This window comes from Halalkalibacter flavus (assembly GCF_036663575.1).
GTDB lineage: Bacteria > Bacillota > Bacilli > Bacillales > Bacillaceae_D > Halalkalibacter > Halalkalibacter flavus.
Window position 1 is genome coordinate 26444 of the sequence record NZ_JAWRVK010000023.1, and the last position, 15387, is coordinate 41830.

Genomic DNA, 15387 nt, shown 5'->3' on the forward strand with positions numbered 1-15387 from the left:
CTTTAATTACCTCAGTTTCGAGATAATTATACAATTTAGTTCACATATTGTCAACTACAACCAAGTTACAGGAAGAATTTAACGGTTCAATTTAATATCAACCATTAGAGATTTTTTTCTATATATTTAAGCTTTATAAGAATATAGTCTCAGTTCACCTAGACCTCGCTCTTCTATTCAACTTATATTTTTCCTAAACATCTTTGTCTAATATTTGCTAAAATAAGAAAAGATAATCTAATACATATACATAAAGGCAGTGAAACATAACATGAAATATTTTAAACCAGACTTCGATCTTCACCACTTCTCAGATATTACAGCAGATTGGTTAAAGAAAAACCAAATCAAAACCATCTTTTCCGATTTAGACAGTACCCTCGCTAGTCACGATCGGCCTGCTGGCGATGATTTAACGAATTGGATTGCGATGTTAAAAGAGCAAGGTGTGCAATTAATCGTTGCATCGAACAATAGCCAAGGACGTGTCGATCGTTTTTGTGAGCCGAATGGCATTATTGGTTTTGGCAAATGTAATAAGCCAGCTGCGTCAAGAATTGAAAAACATATGAAAACCGTCGGTGCCACAAAAGAAACAAGTCTCTTCTTAGGAGATCAGTTATTTACTGATGTATGGTGCGGAAAACGTGCGGGGATGAAGACGGCTCTTGTGAAGCCAATTGGTCAAGAGCATGAGCCGATTCAAATTGTTCTTAAACGGAAATTGGAGCGTTGGGTGAAAAGCCGATGGTAAGTATAATGTGCTGTAAGAGTGGAAAACTATCTTATCCCTTTTATTAAGAGGTGATTTGACATGATTTATATTTACAATTGTTATGCAGGGACCCACTCTTCTGCCCTTTGTGCAGCTTATCATTTAAAAAAGATTCCGAATGACCGTGTACCAACAAAAGAAGAGATCTTAGGAATTGATATCTTTAACAAATTAACGTCAAAATCGTTAGGGAAGCTTATTTATCACGGGATTGATGAAGAAGGCAGCCAGGTGTTCAAACTTGGCCGTGGTCTTTCACACAAAATGGTGACAGCAATGAGCGAACTCCTTCTATTGTTAGAAGGCAAAGGCTATGAGCATGAGAAAGTAATCTGCTCCAACGCCTCTCCTACTGTACCGCTTGAAATGACGTTTGGCGGGCTGTTTTCGCATAAGATGCATATTGATTTTATTGGTGTTCCTTTGCTTGTAAAAGGAGCACAAAAAACGTTTCCAAATATATCAAAGTTAGTTGAAAAGACGAAACAAGCTGCAAAAACCTCCACGAATTCAATTGAGGTGCTGGAGAATAAAGAATTAGAAGTAAGTAAGATCTCGAATATCATATCGCGATAAAGATTCAGTTGCTAACTGGGTCTTTTTTCTTTACTTCACTCCCCAATTATCCACATGAAATCCTCTCCATAAACTCATACTAAAAACAGGAGGTAGTCTTTAACATGATACATATTTTTCTTGGATTTCTATTGCTTTTTGCTCCCTTTACCGATATTGCCGATGATTTATCAATTGAATATAACGATGAGACGATTGCGTTAGTTTCTCGATCTGACTTTACCAATGATCTATTAGGAAGAGAAATGATCGATCATGAGAAGTATGACCAATTTGTACAACAACTTGATCAGTTAACGTTTGAACCTCCAGTAAATGCTCAGATTGATAAATTGGGAAACCTTGTTTCTGAGCAAGTTGGGTACCGGTTAAATAAGCATAAGTTCAAACAGTTATTTTACCAATATTATTTTGGCAAAGGTTCGATGGAGATTGTTGTTCCAAGACAGGTACTTCACCCGCGAGTCGATAGTGAACTCCTTTCTGATATCCGTACTCGGCGAATTGGTCAATATGTTACGTACTTTAATAGCCGCAACAAGCAACGCTCTCATAACATAAAATTGGCTACAGAAGCCATCAATAATCAAGTTGTTTTCCCTGGAGAAACGTTTTCGTTTAATCAAATCGTTGGAAAGCGGACAAAGGAACGAGGGTATTTGCCTGCTCCTGTCATTGTCAGAGGTGAGCTTTCTGAAGGAATTGGTGGCGGGATCTGTCAAGTATCTTCTACTTTGTACAATGCCGTCGATCGTGCGGGATTGGCCATTGTTCAACGTTATTCTCATAGTCGCAGGGTTCCTTATGTACCGCGTGGCCGTGATGCGACAGTTAGTTGGTATGGACCTGACTTTGTGTTTCGGAATGAATTAAATCAACCTATTTTATTGCAAGCGAGGGTGTATGGTGGGCAAATGAGCGTCGTTGTTCTTTCCTCTGATTCAATCAATGTGGAACAACGCAATGTTCCTGGTGCTCCGCAAAAATTGCCGAGAGAAATTACTATAGAAGAAAGAGGATGACCATCGATAAGGTCATCCTCTTTTAATGGAGTAAGTCAGTTGGGACGCTTTCTAACTTCCATTCACTCGTTGGCGAGTCTCGTCTCACTCGGAATGTATAGAATGAACCTACTTCTCCTTTGTTCTTCTTTTTCACGAGAAAAGATAGTGGAAGCTCATATACAAGCGGTCCATTTATAGACGACGGATTTTTCTTTTTAACAAGTCTGATCGACTCAATTTCTTCAATTAATTTTTCTGACTCCCTGTTTTGATCCGTATAAATTAAATTTAGTAAATCTAGATCATTTTGATTCAATGCGATTAAAAACAATTCAACAATCTTATTTGGTGGCAGTTGCTGCACGTACGGAGCAAGCATTCCTCCTGCCTTATACACCATTATTTGATGGGATAAATCCAGACTTTTCGATCTGTGCGTCGTACTGCCTTTAAAGTGAATACAGAAATGTCCTGGAAAATTATTTGCTAGCGCTCCCCCACCATGAGGCATTCCATGCATGGAAGCCGCAATCATTTTTCCTTCATGGTGAACAAGGATTGCTCGTCTTTGCCAACTCCATTTTCCACTATAGATTTCTTTCATGATTTTTGTATCTTTCGTTGTTAATGGTTGGACATCTGCATGACTTGATCCTGCTCGTCTTTGCGCTTCAAATTTTAAGCCTGTTTCGATATCGGTAATCGTAAAAGAAGTGTAGCGCGGGATTAGCTTGTCAACTTCCTCCCACGAGAAAACTGTACCGAAGTGATGCGCCTCTAACCCACTAAAGTAGTCATTAAGTTTATTGATGATTTTTTCTTCAACTTGAATTTTTTCTTTTTGTTGAACATCATATAACCCGTTTTTATAATCAAGCACAAATATTCTTACGGTCCCTTTATCTTCTAGTAAAAGGTAGTGGTTAGAATGAGGTATTTCTGAGACAGATTCGATCGTTTTTGCTTGGAATAGCGCTTGTACGATTTTGTCTGACTTGATCTTAAGTACGGTTTGATGTAATGAATGGCTTGAAGATTTGACTATGAGAGATACTTGTCCATTGCCTTCTGCTGCCGCTATGGTAGTTGGCAACATCATACAAAGGACAAACAGCAAGATAATTATTTTTTTCATTTGTCTACTCCTGTTTATGATTTTCTATCGTTTTCCTCAGCGTTTAAACAGGAACGTACTATGAATCGGTTCCTTCCATTTCCTCCATAATTGCAGGATTAAATAAAGAACTTGTTACCGTTATATTCGGGTCAGGCATATCTACTCCGTCTGTATATTCTGCAATTTCTTCTTCAATTTTACGCAAGTCTTCCTCGATCAGATTTGTCGGTTCATTTTCTTGCTTTACTTGCTCTAACTTTGCTTGGAGCATTTTTTTCGTTTCCATAAGGACATAGACATTTTCTAGTTTTTCGAAATATGTTAATGGTTGATGTTCCATCTTAAGCCTCCTGCATCTTCTGAGATGATATTTATAATTCCTCAGGCCAAACAAAGCTATTCCTGCTTACTGTTACAGATTGACTAGCTGCAGGACAATTTGATCTTCCAATTGTTTCGCTTTCTTTCCGTCTAATACATTGTTTAACATGATTGAAAAAATCAAGGTTTCTCCAGACTTTGTTTCCACGTAACCAGATAACGTACTAACGGTAGTTAGTGTTCCCGTTTTAGCTTTTACCTTTCCTGCTGCCTCTGTATTTGCTAAACGTCTATACAACGTGCCTCTTTCTAATTTGTCTTCTCCTCCTGAAACAGGCAGCGAATGTAAAAATACAGGAAACCAGTCTTCAGATTGAACAGAAAATAAAATTTTCGTTAATTGATTTGCCGAAACTAAGTTAATGTGGGATATGCCTGATCCGTCTCTTATGACTAATGTATCTGTTTCTACCCCAAACGACCGTAATTGTTCATCCATCACCTCTAGTCCCTTTTCCCAGCTTCCCTCCTCTTTCATCACCTTCCCCATCTCTTTAACAAGCACTTCTGCATGTCCATTGTTGCTAAGTTTCATAAAAGCGACCATGAGCTCTGACAGTGGAATGGATTCATGTGCGGCTATTAAGCTTGCAGTTTCAGGTGTTACTCCTCGTTTCACTTCACCAAGAAGCTTAATCCCCTTTCGTTGCAGTGCTTCTTCAAAAAAAGCAAGTGCGAAATCTGTTGGTTCCCATACTGCAACTGTGCTATTTTCTTCAGGAGTGTCTTTTGAAATTTCCCCTGCAATAATAATGGTGTTCGTGCCATGCTCTCTTTTGACTGTTATTTTTGTTGTTTGATCAGCAGAAACAGTTTCTGTTTCATTGACAATGTGGACATATTCCGTCTGTGGTTCGATCTGAATTTTGCCACTTTGACCTATGTCTTGTGGGATAACGTTTACAATAATTGATCCGGCATCATAATCGTGGTCAGCGGATACAGTTAAAGCGGAAATAGCTGATCCATAATAGTTGGTTTCATCACTCCACGGTAAATCGACTGAATAGCGTGTGTCGTCATACCAGGAGTCATCTCCAATTACATCGCCTCGAATGAATTTAACTCCTTTCTTTTGGAGTGTCCCTACTAATTGATCAATGTCTTCTTTAAGTAAGGTTGGATCTCCTTTTCCTTTTATATAAAGATTTCCATCTAATAAGGTCCACTTTATATTTCCATCGGTTACTAACTCTGTTTGAAACGTGTAATCATCACCTAATACTGCCAATGCCGCAGCTGCTGTAAAAAGCTTCATATTTGAAGCTGGTCTTAGGCGAGTTGTACCATTGTGATCCATTAACAGTTCGCCTGTTTTAGCTGATCGAATACTGATGCTCGCTATGGCACCCTCCATGCTCGGATCCATTTGTAAAAGGTGCTCAATTTGATTGTTCATAAGCTGCCTATTTGTCTTAGCTTCGACAAACGGAGCATGTAACACGAGACAAATGACTATGATTGCTACAACAATTTTTCGCATACGATTTACTCCCCCTATCAAGAAAAGGTTCCTTTACCTTAATTAGTATGCAAAATGATCGATAAACCAATTCTTATGAAAAATAATCAACAATAAAAGGGGCAAATTATAACTAGTACGTTACCTGACGTACACTTGATGATATGGTGGTGAGCTTGATGGAACCAAATGAAGTTAGAGACCAAATAACGATAGAAGATGAACAAGGGCATATGAAAGATTATGCAGTCGAAGCGTTATTTGATATGGAGGACCATTCATATGCTCTTCTAACATCAAACGAAGAAACCATTTTAATGAGAGTAGAAGATGAAGAGGATGAACAATACCTAGTTGGGATCACGGACCCTGAAGAAAGAGACTCCATTTTGGAAGCATATGAAATTGCTGTTGAAGCGAATCCTGCTGAAGAATAAACCTAGGTCTATGAGGTGATTGATGTGGCAAATGAAAAAAGTGATGTTCAAGAACATGTCCGAATGGGTCAAGGTGGAACAATGGGACTATTTGGATTAACTGGTCCCGATGAGATCGCTGACTACTCTCTTTCACCGAAAAAGGATACGACAGGCCAGATCGACAGAGAATATGACGGTGCTACAGCAACATCAAAAGAAACAGAACAAAGATCAGAATAGACTTGGAAAGCTATGGTATCTTCTTTAAGTGCCGTAGCTTTCTTTTTCCCCTAATTGAGTTGGCTTTATAATTTTAGATAATACATACAGTACGTGAAATTATAAGTATCATCTCTTCATTTCCCGTCACTTGCCTTACATTTCTGCACCTGCACCATTTTCTCAAGATACATAATTGGCTTTATATTGCTATGTATCGCCCATAAATAAATTTGCTCATTTGAATCCATAATAATAACTCCTTACAAATATTCACAGAGGTGGTGACGATTGTGACGAATGAATCTCCTGCTCATTTAAATGCTTTCAAAATTGCAGCTACTTATATAGGTACCATTGTAGGGGCTGGTTTCGCATCTGGTCAAGAGGTACTTCAATTTTTTAGTGCGTTTGGCTTTTTAGGAATATGGGGAATTGTTCTAGCAACCTCACTTTTTTTTGTCTTTGGTTATATGATTTTAGTTATTGGACGAGCTTTAAGCGCTTCTGCTTATGTGGAAGTTGTTCGCTTTTCAAATGGTCGGTTTTTCGGTTCACTGATCGATTTTATTATTACAATTTTCTTATTTGGAGCACTTGCAGCGATGATTGCTGGGGCTGGGGCTATTTTTGTTGAACAATTTGCCTTGTCCTCATGGTGGGGTACGATTTTGATGGCACTGCTATCCCTTTTTACGGTTATTCGTGGAATCAAAGGAGTCATAAATGCGATTAGCTATGTCGTTCCTGTTTTATTAATATCGGTTTTATTAATTTCACTATATGGAATTTATCGTAGTCCTGTAACAGTAGAAGATATTCAACGTACGGCAAACTTAGTAGGTGCTGCACCTAACTGGTTCATTGCTGCATTAAATTATGCCTCCTTTAATTTAGTTATCGCTGTTGCTATTTTGGCCCCAATGGGACCGAATGCAAAGAAGACAAGCGCTCTGTTCTGGGGTGCGTTGTTAGGAGCTCTTGGTTTAGGCCTTGGTGTGTTAGCGATATATTTTAGTGTTTTGTCTAATATTTTGGAAGTAGCTGTTGTGGAAGTTCCGATGATTTATATCGCGTCTCTCATCTCTCCGTTCATTCAGCTATTGTTTGCAGTTGTCTTATTTTCCGCTGTCTACTCTACAGCTGTTAGTAATCTGTATGGATTCGTTTCAAGAATGACCTTTATTGATCAGAAGTTCCGAATTTGGCTGATAGTCGGGACAACAATCGCTGCTTTTATCGTTAGCCAAGTTGGATTTTCCACGTTAGTGACGTATTTATATCCAGCTGTCGGGTATGGGGGATTCATCTTTTTTGCAGGATTGCTTTATGTGTGGGTTTTTAAGCGTGAGGCTTTAAGGGATGCTGGCAAGAGCGGTTGATTTGTACGGCTCATTTCTGAGCTCTCGAATTTGCTATATTTGATTTCCCCCACTCACCCTCTTGCCACAAACCGCAACAAAAAGACGTGCCATTGCTGACACGTCTTTTTGCGTTTAAATCGAAAGTTGACTCGATAATTCATACATCTTCGTATCGATTTCATGCGGTTTTGAAAAAATTTCATCGAATGAAGTGCTCACTAAGACATTTTTTTCAATTCCAACAGCTAAGCCAGACTTGCCTTCTAATAATAAATCAACGGCGTGAGCGCCCAAACGGCTCGCTAATACACGGTCAAACCCAGTTGGAGAGCCGCCCCGTTGGATATGTCCTAAGACGGTTACACGAGTTTCAATATTTAATTGCTTTTGAATGCTTTCTCCGATTTCAACACCTGAGCCTACCCCTTCTGCGACAACAATAATACTATGTTTCTTTCCGCGTTTGGCGCCTCGCTTCAGTCGGTCGATAATCTCTTCCATATTATGTTCAACTTCAGGGAGCATAATGGTTTCTGCTCCGGCCGCGAGCCCACTCCATAATGCGAGGTCCCCAGCGTGGCGTCCCATCACTTCGATCACGTAGGTTCTCTCGTGTGAGGATGCGGTATCTCGAATTTTATCAATGGCGTGGATGATCGTATTTAACGATGTATCAAAGCCAATTGTAAAATCAGTACCTGGAATATCATTATCAATGGTTCCTGGTGCTCCAATCGTTGCAACCCCATGTTCGGCAAGCTTTTGGGCTCCGCGGTAAGACCCATCGCCACCTATGACTACGACGCCCTCAATCTCATGTTTCTTTAAATGTTCAACAGCTTTTAATTGGCCTTCTTTTGTTTTAAAATCTTCACTTCTTGCTGTGTGAAGCATCGTCCCACCGCGATGAATAATATCACCTACAGAACCTAAATTTAGTTCCTTAATATCGCCTTCCATCATCCCAGCATATCCACGGTATACACCAAATACTTTGCAATCATGGTATATCGCTTTACGAACAACGGCACGAACGGCCGCATTCATTCCTGGTGAATCTCCTCCACTCGTTAATACAGCAATTCGTTTCAATCTACCCACTCCTAGCTATAAATTCACTATCTTCTAGCAAGTATTTCAATAAATGGGCATAGTTATACGTATTGAACGTAGCTTTCATTTTTGCAATTGACAGTGTAGTTTATCATGTTACAGTAAAAGAAAATGCTTTTAAATAGGATAGGAGTGGAATTATTGGAACAAGCCTTAAGAAAAGCAGCAGGAGAGGAACATGTCGCATCAAAAACTGATCATCTTGTATTTTTAAGTGTGGTCTTTTGTTTTTGGTTTTGCACTTATATTTACATACCTGTTTTTGGCTTATATTTAGAGGATATTGGTTTTAGCTATTCTATCATTGGAATCATCTTAGGAAGTTATGGGGTGACACAAATCATCCTGCGTTTTCCTTTAGGTGTCCTTTCAGACCGCCTGGCAGGTTTACGAAAGCCACTATTCATTTCTGGTTTTGTTATCGCATTCATTAGCAGCCTTCTGCTTATTTTCACACAATCATTTATTGGAATCTTCACTTCCCGTCTTTTAGCAGGAATTACTGCTGCGATGTGGGTGATGGCAACTGTGTTGTATTCACAATATTTTAAGACAGAAGATGCTTCCAAAGCAATGAGTCGTGTGCAATTTTTAACGGTGTTTGCGCAATTCTTTAGCATGATGATTAGCGGGTATTTAGTCATTCAACTAGGTTGGTCGTTTCCGTTTTGGGTTGCTGCTGTTACCTCCATCATTGGGCTAATCTTAGCTTTTCGTATTAAAGAAGTTACTGTCTCAACAAATAAAAAACCTATTAAAATAACTTCGCATATACAAAAGACGTATCAAATCCACGGACTAAAAACGATTACATTCCTATCGTTAAGTGGACATGCGATTTTGTTTATTACAATTTTTGGGTTTTCACCGATGTATACAACACAGCTTTCATCAGGCAGTCATGCAATCACGTTGTTAGTTTGTTCATTTTTTATCCCGCATGCACTTGCTTCAGTTTGGCTTATGTTTTATCAAATTGATATAAGAAAGCAAAAACTTGTTTTACTCGTTTGTTTTATTTTCATTGCTCTGCTGTTGTTCATGCCTCCTCTAGTAAACTCATTTTTATTGTTCTGTCTCATCCATGCTGGGATTGGCTTGTTACTTGGGATTATCTTTCCTCTCCTTTTGGGGATGGTAATCCAACTAGCTACAAGTGAAATGAAAAGCTCAGCAATGGGTTTTTATCAATCCTTTTATGCTATTGGAATTTTGGCCGGGCCGTTGGTCGCTGGTGAGTTTGCTGACAGAATAAGTTTACCTTTTGTCTTTTTCTTATGTGGAATCATATCTTTATGTGGTTTTATCATTTTACTTTTCTACCGCCCAAACTATCAATAAACGATAAAAGGAAGGCGCCGTAAATAGGTAACCGGTTCAGTTACCTATCGCAATTACCAGATTTACACAAGAAAATGTATATCTAGTTGCACCGCTAAATGCGGTGCTTTTTGCATAAAAAATAGCCCAGTCATTAATCTGGGCTAACTAATCGCATTTTCAACAAGAATAATATATATTGGTTTTTATGAAGTCCTTTTCCCATGCTTTTTTGTCTGTTTGGGTCTTCATTTGTTTTATGAAGACTCTTTCCCATGCTTTTCTAGGCTGTTTGGGTCTTTATCGGCTTTATGAAGATCTTTTCCATGCTATTCTAAGCTGTTTGGGTCTTTATCGGCTTTATGAAGATCTTTTCCCCTGTTTTTCTGGACTGGTACCTTCCCTTCCTTTCCTTACGAAAACAAATAGAAAACAAGCAGTCCTCCCAAGCAAAACGTAACAACGGTTTCTCCAATGACTGATCCAGTTTTGACATAAATGGGTGTTCTTACATTCATTTTGATTGGATAAAACAATTTCACTCCTTGTGGGGTTATCGCATCAAGAACAATATGACTGCCCACACCAAGAAGGAGTCCGAGTTGAATTGCATTGGCTCCTTGAATCGTTAATTGCTCGGTAAGCAAATAAACAATCATTAGAAATAGCAAGCTATGACTAAATGAGCGATGTCCAAAAACGGTGCTTATCGTTCTTGATACTATCGGTAGTCTTCTGCCGATCATTGATTTAGGGTGGCAAATGTCTGGAATAATGGCTCCTGCTAATGCCGTTGTATAAAATAAAAATGGTTCATTGATTGTTCCGGGAAACTGATTTTCATAGATCACAGCTGCCGTCACACCACCAATCAGGTGAGTTGTTCCTTTCATCGTCTTCTTCCTTTTCTTTTAGTTTACATAATATTATTATGGTTACTTTTTGTGTTGATTAAACAACCGATTACATTAATGAAGGGTACTGAAAATAGTCAATTTTCAGTACCCTCTACTCACTGAAAAAGGTGAACCTTTTTCAGTGGTTTTAATTAACCCTCGTCATTTTTCGGTGTCGTATCAATCTCTTCTCGAACTTCAATCGCATTGCCGTTAGTTGAGACGTCAATGACAAACGATCCATTGCTATAACGATCACTATTTCGATAGTTATCTACTTCCAATGTCTCTTCATGATTCTTATCAGTGACAACTACAAGCGTTTCATTTTGGTTATTCACTCGTTTGCATGCGATGACTCGATGTGGATTTGATTTTAATTCACGTAACATGACAAGTCCGCGTTTGGCTCTACTCGACTTATCAAATTCAGTAATTGGTACCTTTTTCACTGCCCCGCGCTGTGTGACGATGATAAATTCAACTTTCTTGTCATCTGCTAGGAATGTGGACGCATCGACAACATGGTCTTCATCCTTTAGATTAATTGCTTTGACACCAGCTGCTCTTTGGCCAACTAGGTTAATTTCTTCTTCACCGAGCCAGAGCCCGTATCCTAAATGGGTTGCGATAAATAATTCTTCATTTCCATTTGTTAACATACAAGCTACTACTTCATCGTTTTCTTTCAACTTTAAGGCCATTAACGGTTTCGAGAAACGCTGTGCTTGGTACAGGGACAATTGTGACTTTTTCGCCATTCCATTTTTCGTGATAAACAGGAGCGATTGCTCTTCTTTAAACTCTTTAACTGGCAATGCTTTAATAATTTCATCATCTGAATTGTACCCACTAACAAGGTTAGCTACATGTTGACCATTGTCTTTCCAACGGATATCTGGGAGCTGGTGAACTGGAATATAGAGATAGTTGCCGGACTTTGTAAACAACAACAACGTTTCTGTTGTGTTAATTTCAAAATGCCCGAGTAGGTAATCTCCTTCCTTCATCCCAGGATTCTCTCCATTTGATGCGCCATATGAACGGATGCTTGTTCGTTTTACATAGCCTTCTTTTGTAACAGTAACCATGACGTCTTCTGATGCAATGAGGACATCCATGTTGATTTTGATTTCTTCGATTTCTTCTTTAATTACCGTACGGCGAGGATCTGCAAACTCTTTTTTAATCACTTGAAGATTGCTCTTAATAACTTGGATAAGCTTCTTCTCGCTGCCTAGAATCGCTTCTAACTCATGAATACGGCGTTCTAGCTCAGCTGCTTCTTCTTCAAGTGTTGTAATATCCGTATTTGTTAAACGGTATAGTTGCAATGTAACAATTGCCTCTGCTTGTGCTTCTGTAAATTCAAATTGTGCAATTAAGTTATCTTTCGCATTCTTTTTATCTTTAGACGCACGAATGGTTGCAATGACTTCGTCAAGAATCGAAATCGCCTTAATTAACCCTTGAACAATATGTTGACGGTCCAACGCTTTGTTCAGATCGTATTTGGCACGTCTTGTAAAGACAAGTTTTTGATGGTCAATGTATGCTTGGATTAGTGCTTGCAATCCCATTAATTTCGGCGCTTTGTTGGCGATCGCTACCATGTTGAAATTATATGTAACTTGTAAATCAGTATTTTTTAATAGATAGTTTAAGATTGCATTTGCATCCGCTTCTTTTTTCAACTCAACAACGATTCGTAAACCAGTACGGTCAGTATCATCCCGAACTTCTGCAATTCCATCTACTTTTTTATCAAAGCGAAGCTCATCCATTTTTTTCACTAAGTTAGACTTAACGACTTCGTATGGAATTTCCGTGATGACAATTTGCTCACGGCCTCCGCGAAGTTCTTCCACTTCTGTTTTTGCCCGGACGACAACTTTTCCTTTTCCGGTACGGTATGCTTGGCGGATCCCATCGAGACCTTGAACGATTCCCCCTGTAGGAAAGTCAGGACCTTTAATAACATGTAATAGATCGTCAAGCGTTGTACTCGGCTTTTCCATTTGCATGATAACACCATCAATGATCTCCCCTAAATGATGCGGAGGGATGTCGGTTGCATAACCAGAGGAAATTCCTGTGGAGCCATTGACTAGCAAGTTCGGAAACATGGCTGGAAGGACAACTGGTTCATCCTCTGTATCATCAAAGTTAGGAATGTAGTCAACCGTATCGCGATCAATGTCACGCAGAAGCTGTGATGCAATTTTCGATAATCTCGCTTCTGTATAACGCATTGCTGCCGGTGGATCGCCATCAATTGATCCGTTGTTTCCGTGCATATCAACTAGCAGGTTACGAACCTTCCATTCCTGACTCATTCGAATCATCGCTTCATACACAGATGAATCACCATGTGGGTGATAGTTACCGATGACGTTACCAACGGTTTTCGCTGATTTACGGAACGGTTTATCTGCTGTATTTCCATCTTTATACATTGCGTATAAAATTCTTCGTTGTACGGGTTTTAGGCCGTCTCTTGCATCAGGTAATGCACGCTCCTGAATAATGTATTTACTATAACGACCAAATCGGTCACCGATGACTTCTTCTAAGGGAAGGTCTAAGTAACGCTCTGTTTGTGCCAAGCTTACTCCTCCTCAATAATTGCTAAGTTTTCGTTTTCTAAGATGTTTGAGTCTTCTTCCATCCCAAATGCAACATGAGACTCAATCCATTTTCGTCTTGGTTCAACTTTATCTCCCATTAATGTCGTGACACGCTTTTCGGCACGTGCTGCATCATCTAGTTTCACACGAATTAACGTTCTCGTTTCTGGGTCCATCGTTGTTTCCCATAGCTGAGTTGCGTTCATTTCACCTAAACCTTTATAACGTTGTAATGTATAGCCACGACCGACTTTTTTCGTCGCCTTATCAAGTTCACGCTCATCCCACGCATATTCGATTACTTCTTTTTTTCCGCTGCCTTTGCTGATTTTATAAAGCGGAGGCAAAGCAATGTATATTTTCCCTGCATCATACAGCGGGCGCATATAACGATAAAAGAATGTTAGCAAAAGGACTTGAATGTGCGCACCATCGGTATCCGCATCAGTCATAATGACAATTTTATCATAATTGACATCTTCTAACGTGAAATCAGACCCAACCCCTGCACCTATCGTATGAATAATCGTGCGAATTTCTTCATTTTTCATAATATCTTCAAGCTTTGCTTTTTCTGTGTTAATAACTTTCCCCCGTAAAGGCAAAACGGCTTGGAACTTACGGTCTCGTCCTTGTTTAGCCGATCCTCCAGCGGAATCACCCTCAACTAAATATAGTTCATTACGTTGTGGATTTTTCGATTGAGCTGGTGTGAGCTTCCCGCTTAATAGGATGTCTTTTCGCTTGCTCTTCTTGCCGTTTCTAGCATCTTCACGTGCTTTTCTTGCCGCTTCACGCGCTTGTGCGGCTTTCACAGCTTTTTTTATGAGCATTGTACTGACATCTGGATTTTCCTCGAAGAAATAAGAGAGCTTCTCGGAAACAACGCTATCTACGGCCGATCGTGCCTCAGGTGTACCGAGCTTTCCTTTTGTTTGGCCCTCGAATTGAAGCTTTGCTTCAGGTACTCGAACGGAAATAATTGAAGTGAAGCCTTCCCTAATATCTGATCCATCTAAATTTTTATCTCTTTCTTTTAACAGTTTCACTTTACGTGCATATTCATTTACAGCGCGCGTCATCGCTGCTTTTGCACCAAGTTCATGGGTTCCGCCATCTTTTGTACGAACATTGTTAACGAAAGAAAGGACATTTTCTGTATACCCATCGTTAAACTGGAAAGCGAATTCAACTTCAATGTCGTTTTGGTCCCCTGAGAAAAAGACGACCGGACTTAACGTTTCTTTGTCCTCGTTTAAATATTCAACAAACGCTTCAATTCCATTTTCAAAATAAAACTCTAGCTGTGAACCTTCGCCACGTAAATCGACTAGTTCAATTTTTAGTCCTTTTAAGAGGAATGCCGCTTCACGTAATCGTTCTGTTAACGTTTCAATGTTATACGTAATTGCGCTAAAAATGGTTGGATCAGGCTTGAAATGAATGGTTGTTCCTGATTTGCGCGTCTTCCCTGTCTTCTCAAGTGTGGTAACAGGTTTGCCACCATTTTCAAAACGTTGCTTATATACTTGCCCATCTCGCTTAATTTCAACAACAAGCCACTCAGACAGCGCATTTACGACCGAGGCCCCTACACCGTGAAGACCTCCACTTGTCGCATAGCCTCCTTGACCAAATTTTCCACCTGCATGTAATACCGTTAAAATGACTTCAGGTGTTGGTTTCCCCGATTTATGCATTCCTGTAGGCATTCCTCGTCCTTCATCACTAACAGAGATACTGTTATCGCGGTGTACCGTAACATTTATGTATGATCCGTGTCCAGCTAACGCTTCGTCAACGGAGTTATCAACTATTTCATAGACAAGGTGATGGAGGCCACGAGCGTCTGTACTCCCGATGTACATCCCCGGACGCTTTCTTACTGCCTCTAGCCCTTCTAATACTTGTATCGCATCATCGTTATAATCCAAATGTTGTTTCTTAGCCAAAGTTGGTACTCCTTTCAACATGCTACTTTTCGTATTGTAGCACAAACGAACAAATGTTTCTATTTATCGAACAGTGCTGCTTTATCTATTGTAGCGGTTATTTCTGTATTCGCAACCTCTTTTCGATTATCCTGCATTTTCTTCAACATTCTGAAAAGAAAA

Annotated in this window: 14 protein-coding genes; 7 read left to right on the forward strand and 7 right to left on the reverse strand. The window is 39.5% G+C overall.

Annotated elements, in window-relative coordinates; translation table 11 throughout:
- Nucleotides 1-271: 271 nt before the first annotated feature.
- From SAY88_RS15340 to SAY88_RS15350, 3 genes are all read left to right on the forward strand, one after another.
- Nucleotides 272-754, forward strand: a complete 483-nt coding sequence (locus SAY88_RS15340) for a YqeG family HAD IIIA-type phosphatase (RefSeq protein ID WP_332632777.1) — start codon at nucleotides 272-274, stop codon at nucleotides 752-754.
- 60 nt (nucleotides 755-814) lie between these two features.
- Nucleotides 815-1351, forward strand: coding sequence for a DUF3189 family protein (locus SAY88_RS15345; RefSeq protein ID WP_332632779.1), 537 nt, complete (start codon nucleotides 815-817; stop codon nucleotides 1349-1351).
- 104 nt (nucleotides 1352-1455) lie between these two features.
- A complete protein-coding gene (locus SAY88_RS15350) occupies nucleotides 1456-2373 on the forward strand; it encodes a VanW family protein (RefSeq protein WP_332632781.1) in 918 nt (305 codons plus the stop codon).
- Between the two features lie 22 nt (nucleotides 2374-2395).
- Here the strand turns inward: SAY88_RS15350 and SAY88_RS15355 are convergent, their stop codons facing one another.
- From SAY88_RS15355 to dacB, 3 genes are all read right to left on the reverse strand, one after another.
- Nucleotides 2396-3490, reverse strand: a complete 1095-nt coding sequence (locus SAY88_RS15355) for a hypothetical protein (protein ID WP_332632783.1) — start codon at nucleotides 3488-3490, stop codon at nucleotides 2396-2398.
- Nucleotides 3491-3548: 58 nt separating this feature from the next.
- On the reverse strand, nucleotides 3549-3812 hold the full coding sequence (locus SAY88_RS15360; RefSeq protein WP_332632785.1) for a hypothetical protein: 264 nt from the start codon (nucleotides 3810-3812) through the stop codon (nucleotides 3549-3551).
- Nucleotides 3813-3884: 72 nt separating this feature from the next.
- Nucleotides 3885-5336: a D-alanyl-D-alanine carboxypeptidase/D-alanyl-D-alanine endopeptidase gene (dacB, locus tag SAY88_RS15365; RefSeq protein WP_332632786.1), complete on the reverse strand. Its 1452-nt coding sequence runs from the start codon at nucleotides 5334-5336 to the stop codon at nucleotides 3885-3887.
- A 158-nt stretch (nucleotides 5337-5494) separates the two neighbouring features.
- Between dacB and SAY88_RS15370 the strand changes: the two genes are divergently transcribed.
- The 3 genes from SAY88_RS15370 (at nucleotide 5495) to SAY88_RS15380 (ending at nucleotide 7335) form a co-directional block, all read left to right on the forward strand.
- Entirely contained in the window at nucleotides 5495-5752 is a 258-nt protein-coding gene (locus SAY88_RS15370; protein WP_250094980.1) for a DUF1292 domain-containing protein, read from the forward strand.
- 24 nt (nucleotides 5753-5776) lie between these two features.
- On the forward strand, nucleotides 5777-5974 hold the full coding sequence (locus SAY88_RS15375; RefSeq protein ID WP_250094979.1) for a hypothetical protein: 198 nt from the start codon (nucleotides 5777-5779) through the stop codon (nucleotides 5972-5974).
- A 272-nt stretch (nucleotides 5975-6246) separates the two neighbouring features.
- The gene (locus SAY88_RS15380) at nucleotides 6247-7335 is read left to right on the forward strand and encodes a YkvI family membrane protein (RefSeq protein WP_332632789.1); all 1089 of its coding nucleotides are present in this window, start codon (nucleotides 6247-6249) and stop codon (nucleotides 7333-7335) included.
- Nucleotides 7336-7449: 114 nt separating this feature from the next.
- Here SAY88_RS15380 and pfkA read toward each other — a convergent pair whose 3' ends face one another.
- Nucleotides 7450-8409 (reverse strand): 6-phosphofructokinase, encoded by a 960-nt coding sequence (gene pfkA, locus SAY88_RS15385; RefSeq protein ID WP_332632792.1) that lies wholly within the window; start codon nucleotides 8407-8409, stop codon nucleotides 7450-7452.
- A gap of 162 nt (nucleotides 8410-8571) precedes the next feature.
- Here pfkA and SAY88_RS15390 point away from each other — a divergent pair, with 162 nt between their 5' ends.
- Nucleotides 8572-9771 carry an MFS transporter gene (locus SAY88_RS15390; RefSeq protein WP_332632794.1) on the forward strand — a complete coding sequence of 400 codons (1200 nt, stop codon included), beginning with the start codon at nucleotides 8572-8574 and terminating at the stop codon, nucleotides 9769-9771.
- Between the two features lie 392 nt (nucleotides 9772-10163).
- Here SAY88_RS15390 and SAY88_RS15395 read toward each other — a convergent pair whose 3' ends face one another.
- From SAY88_RS15395 to parE, 3 genes are all read right to left on the reverse strand, one after another.
- The gene (locus SAY88_RS15395; RefSeq protein ID WP_332632795.1) at nucleotides 10164-10643 is read right to left on the reverse strand and encodes a metal-dependent hydrolase; all 480 of its coding nucleotides are present in this window, start codon (nucleotides 10641-10643) and stop codon (nucleotides 10164-10166) included.
- Nucleotides 10644-10798: 155 nt separating this feature from the next.
- Nucleotides 10799-13252, reverse strand: coding sequence for a DNA topoisomerase IV subunit A (gene parC / locus SAY88_RS15400; RefSeq protein WP_332632797.1), 2454 nt, complete (start codon nucleotides 13250-13252; stop codon nucleotides 10799-10801).
- 2 nt (nucleotides 13253-13254) lie between these two features.
- Nucleotides 13255-15225, reverse strand: coding sequence for a DNA topoisomerase IV subunit B (parE, locus tag SAY88_RS15405; protein WP_332632799.1), 1971 nt, complete (start codon nucleotides 15223-15225; stop codon nucleotides 13255-13257).
- Nucleotides 15226-15387: the final 162 nt, after the last annotated feature.

Bases quoted from the DNA above. Each gene is read 5' to 3' on its own strand.
- SAY88_RS15340 (WP_332632777.1), top strand. From the start codon at position 272: ATGAAATATTTTAAACCAGACTTCGATCTTCACCACTTCTCAGATATT.
- SAY88_RS15345 (WP_332632779.1), top strand. From the start codon at position 815: ATGATTTATATTTACAATTGTTATGCAGGGACCCACTCTTCTGCCCTT.
- SAY88_RS15350 (WP_332632781.1), top strand. From the start codon at position 1,456: ATGATACATATTTTTCTTGGATTTCTATTGCTTTTTGCTCCCTTTACC.
- SAY88_RS15355 (WP_332632783.1), bottom strand. From the start codon at position 3,490: ATGAAAAAAATAATTATCTTGCTGTTTGTCCTTTGTATGATGTTGCCA.
- SAY88_RS15360 (WP_332632785.1), bottom strand. From the start codon at position 3,812: ATGGAACATCAACCATTAACATATTTCGAAAAACTAGAAAATGTCTAT.
- dacB (WP_332632786.1), bottom strand. From the start codon at position 5,336: ATGCGAAAAATTGTTGTAGCAATCATAGTCATTTGTCTCGTGTTACAT.
- SAY88_RS15370 (WP_250094980.1), top strand. From the start codon at position 5,495: ATGGAACCAAATGAAGTTAGAGACCAAATAACGATAGAAGATGAACAA.
- SAY88_RS15395 (WP_332632795.1), bottom strand. From the start codon at position 10,643: ATGAAAGGAACAACTCACCTGATTGGTGGTGTGACGGCAGCTGTGATC.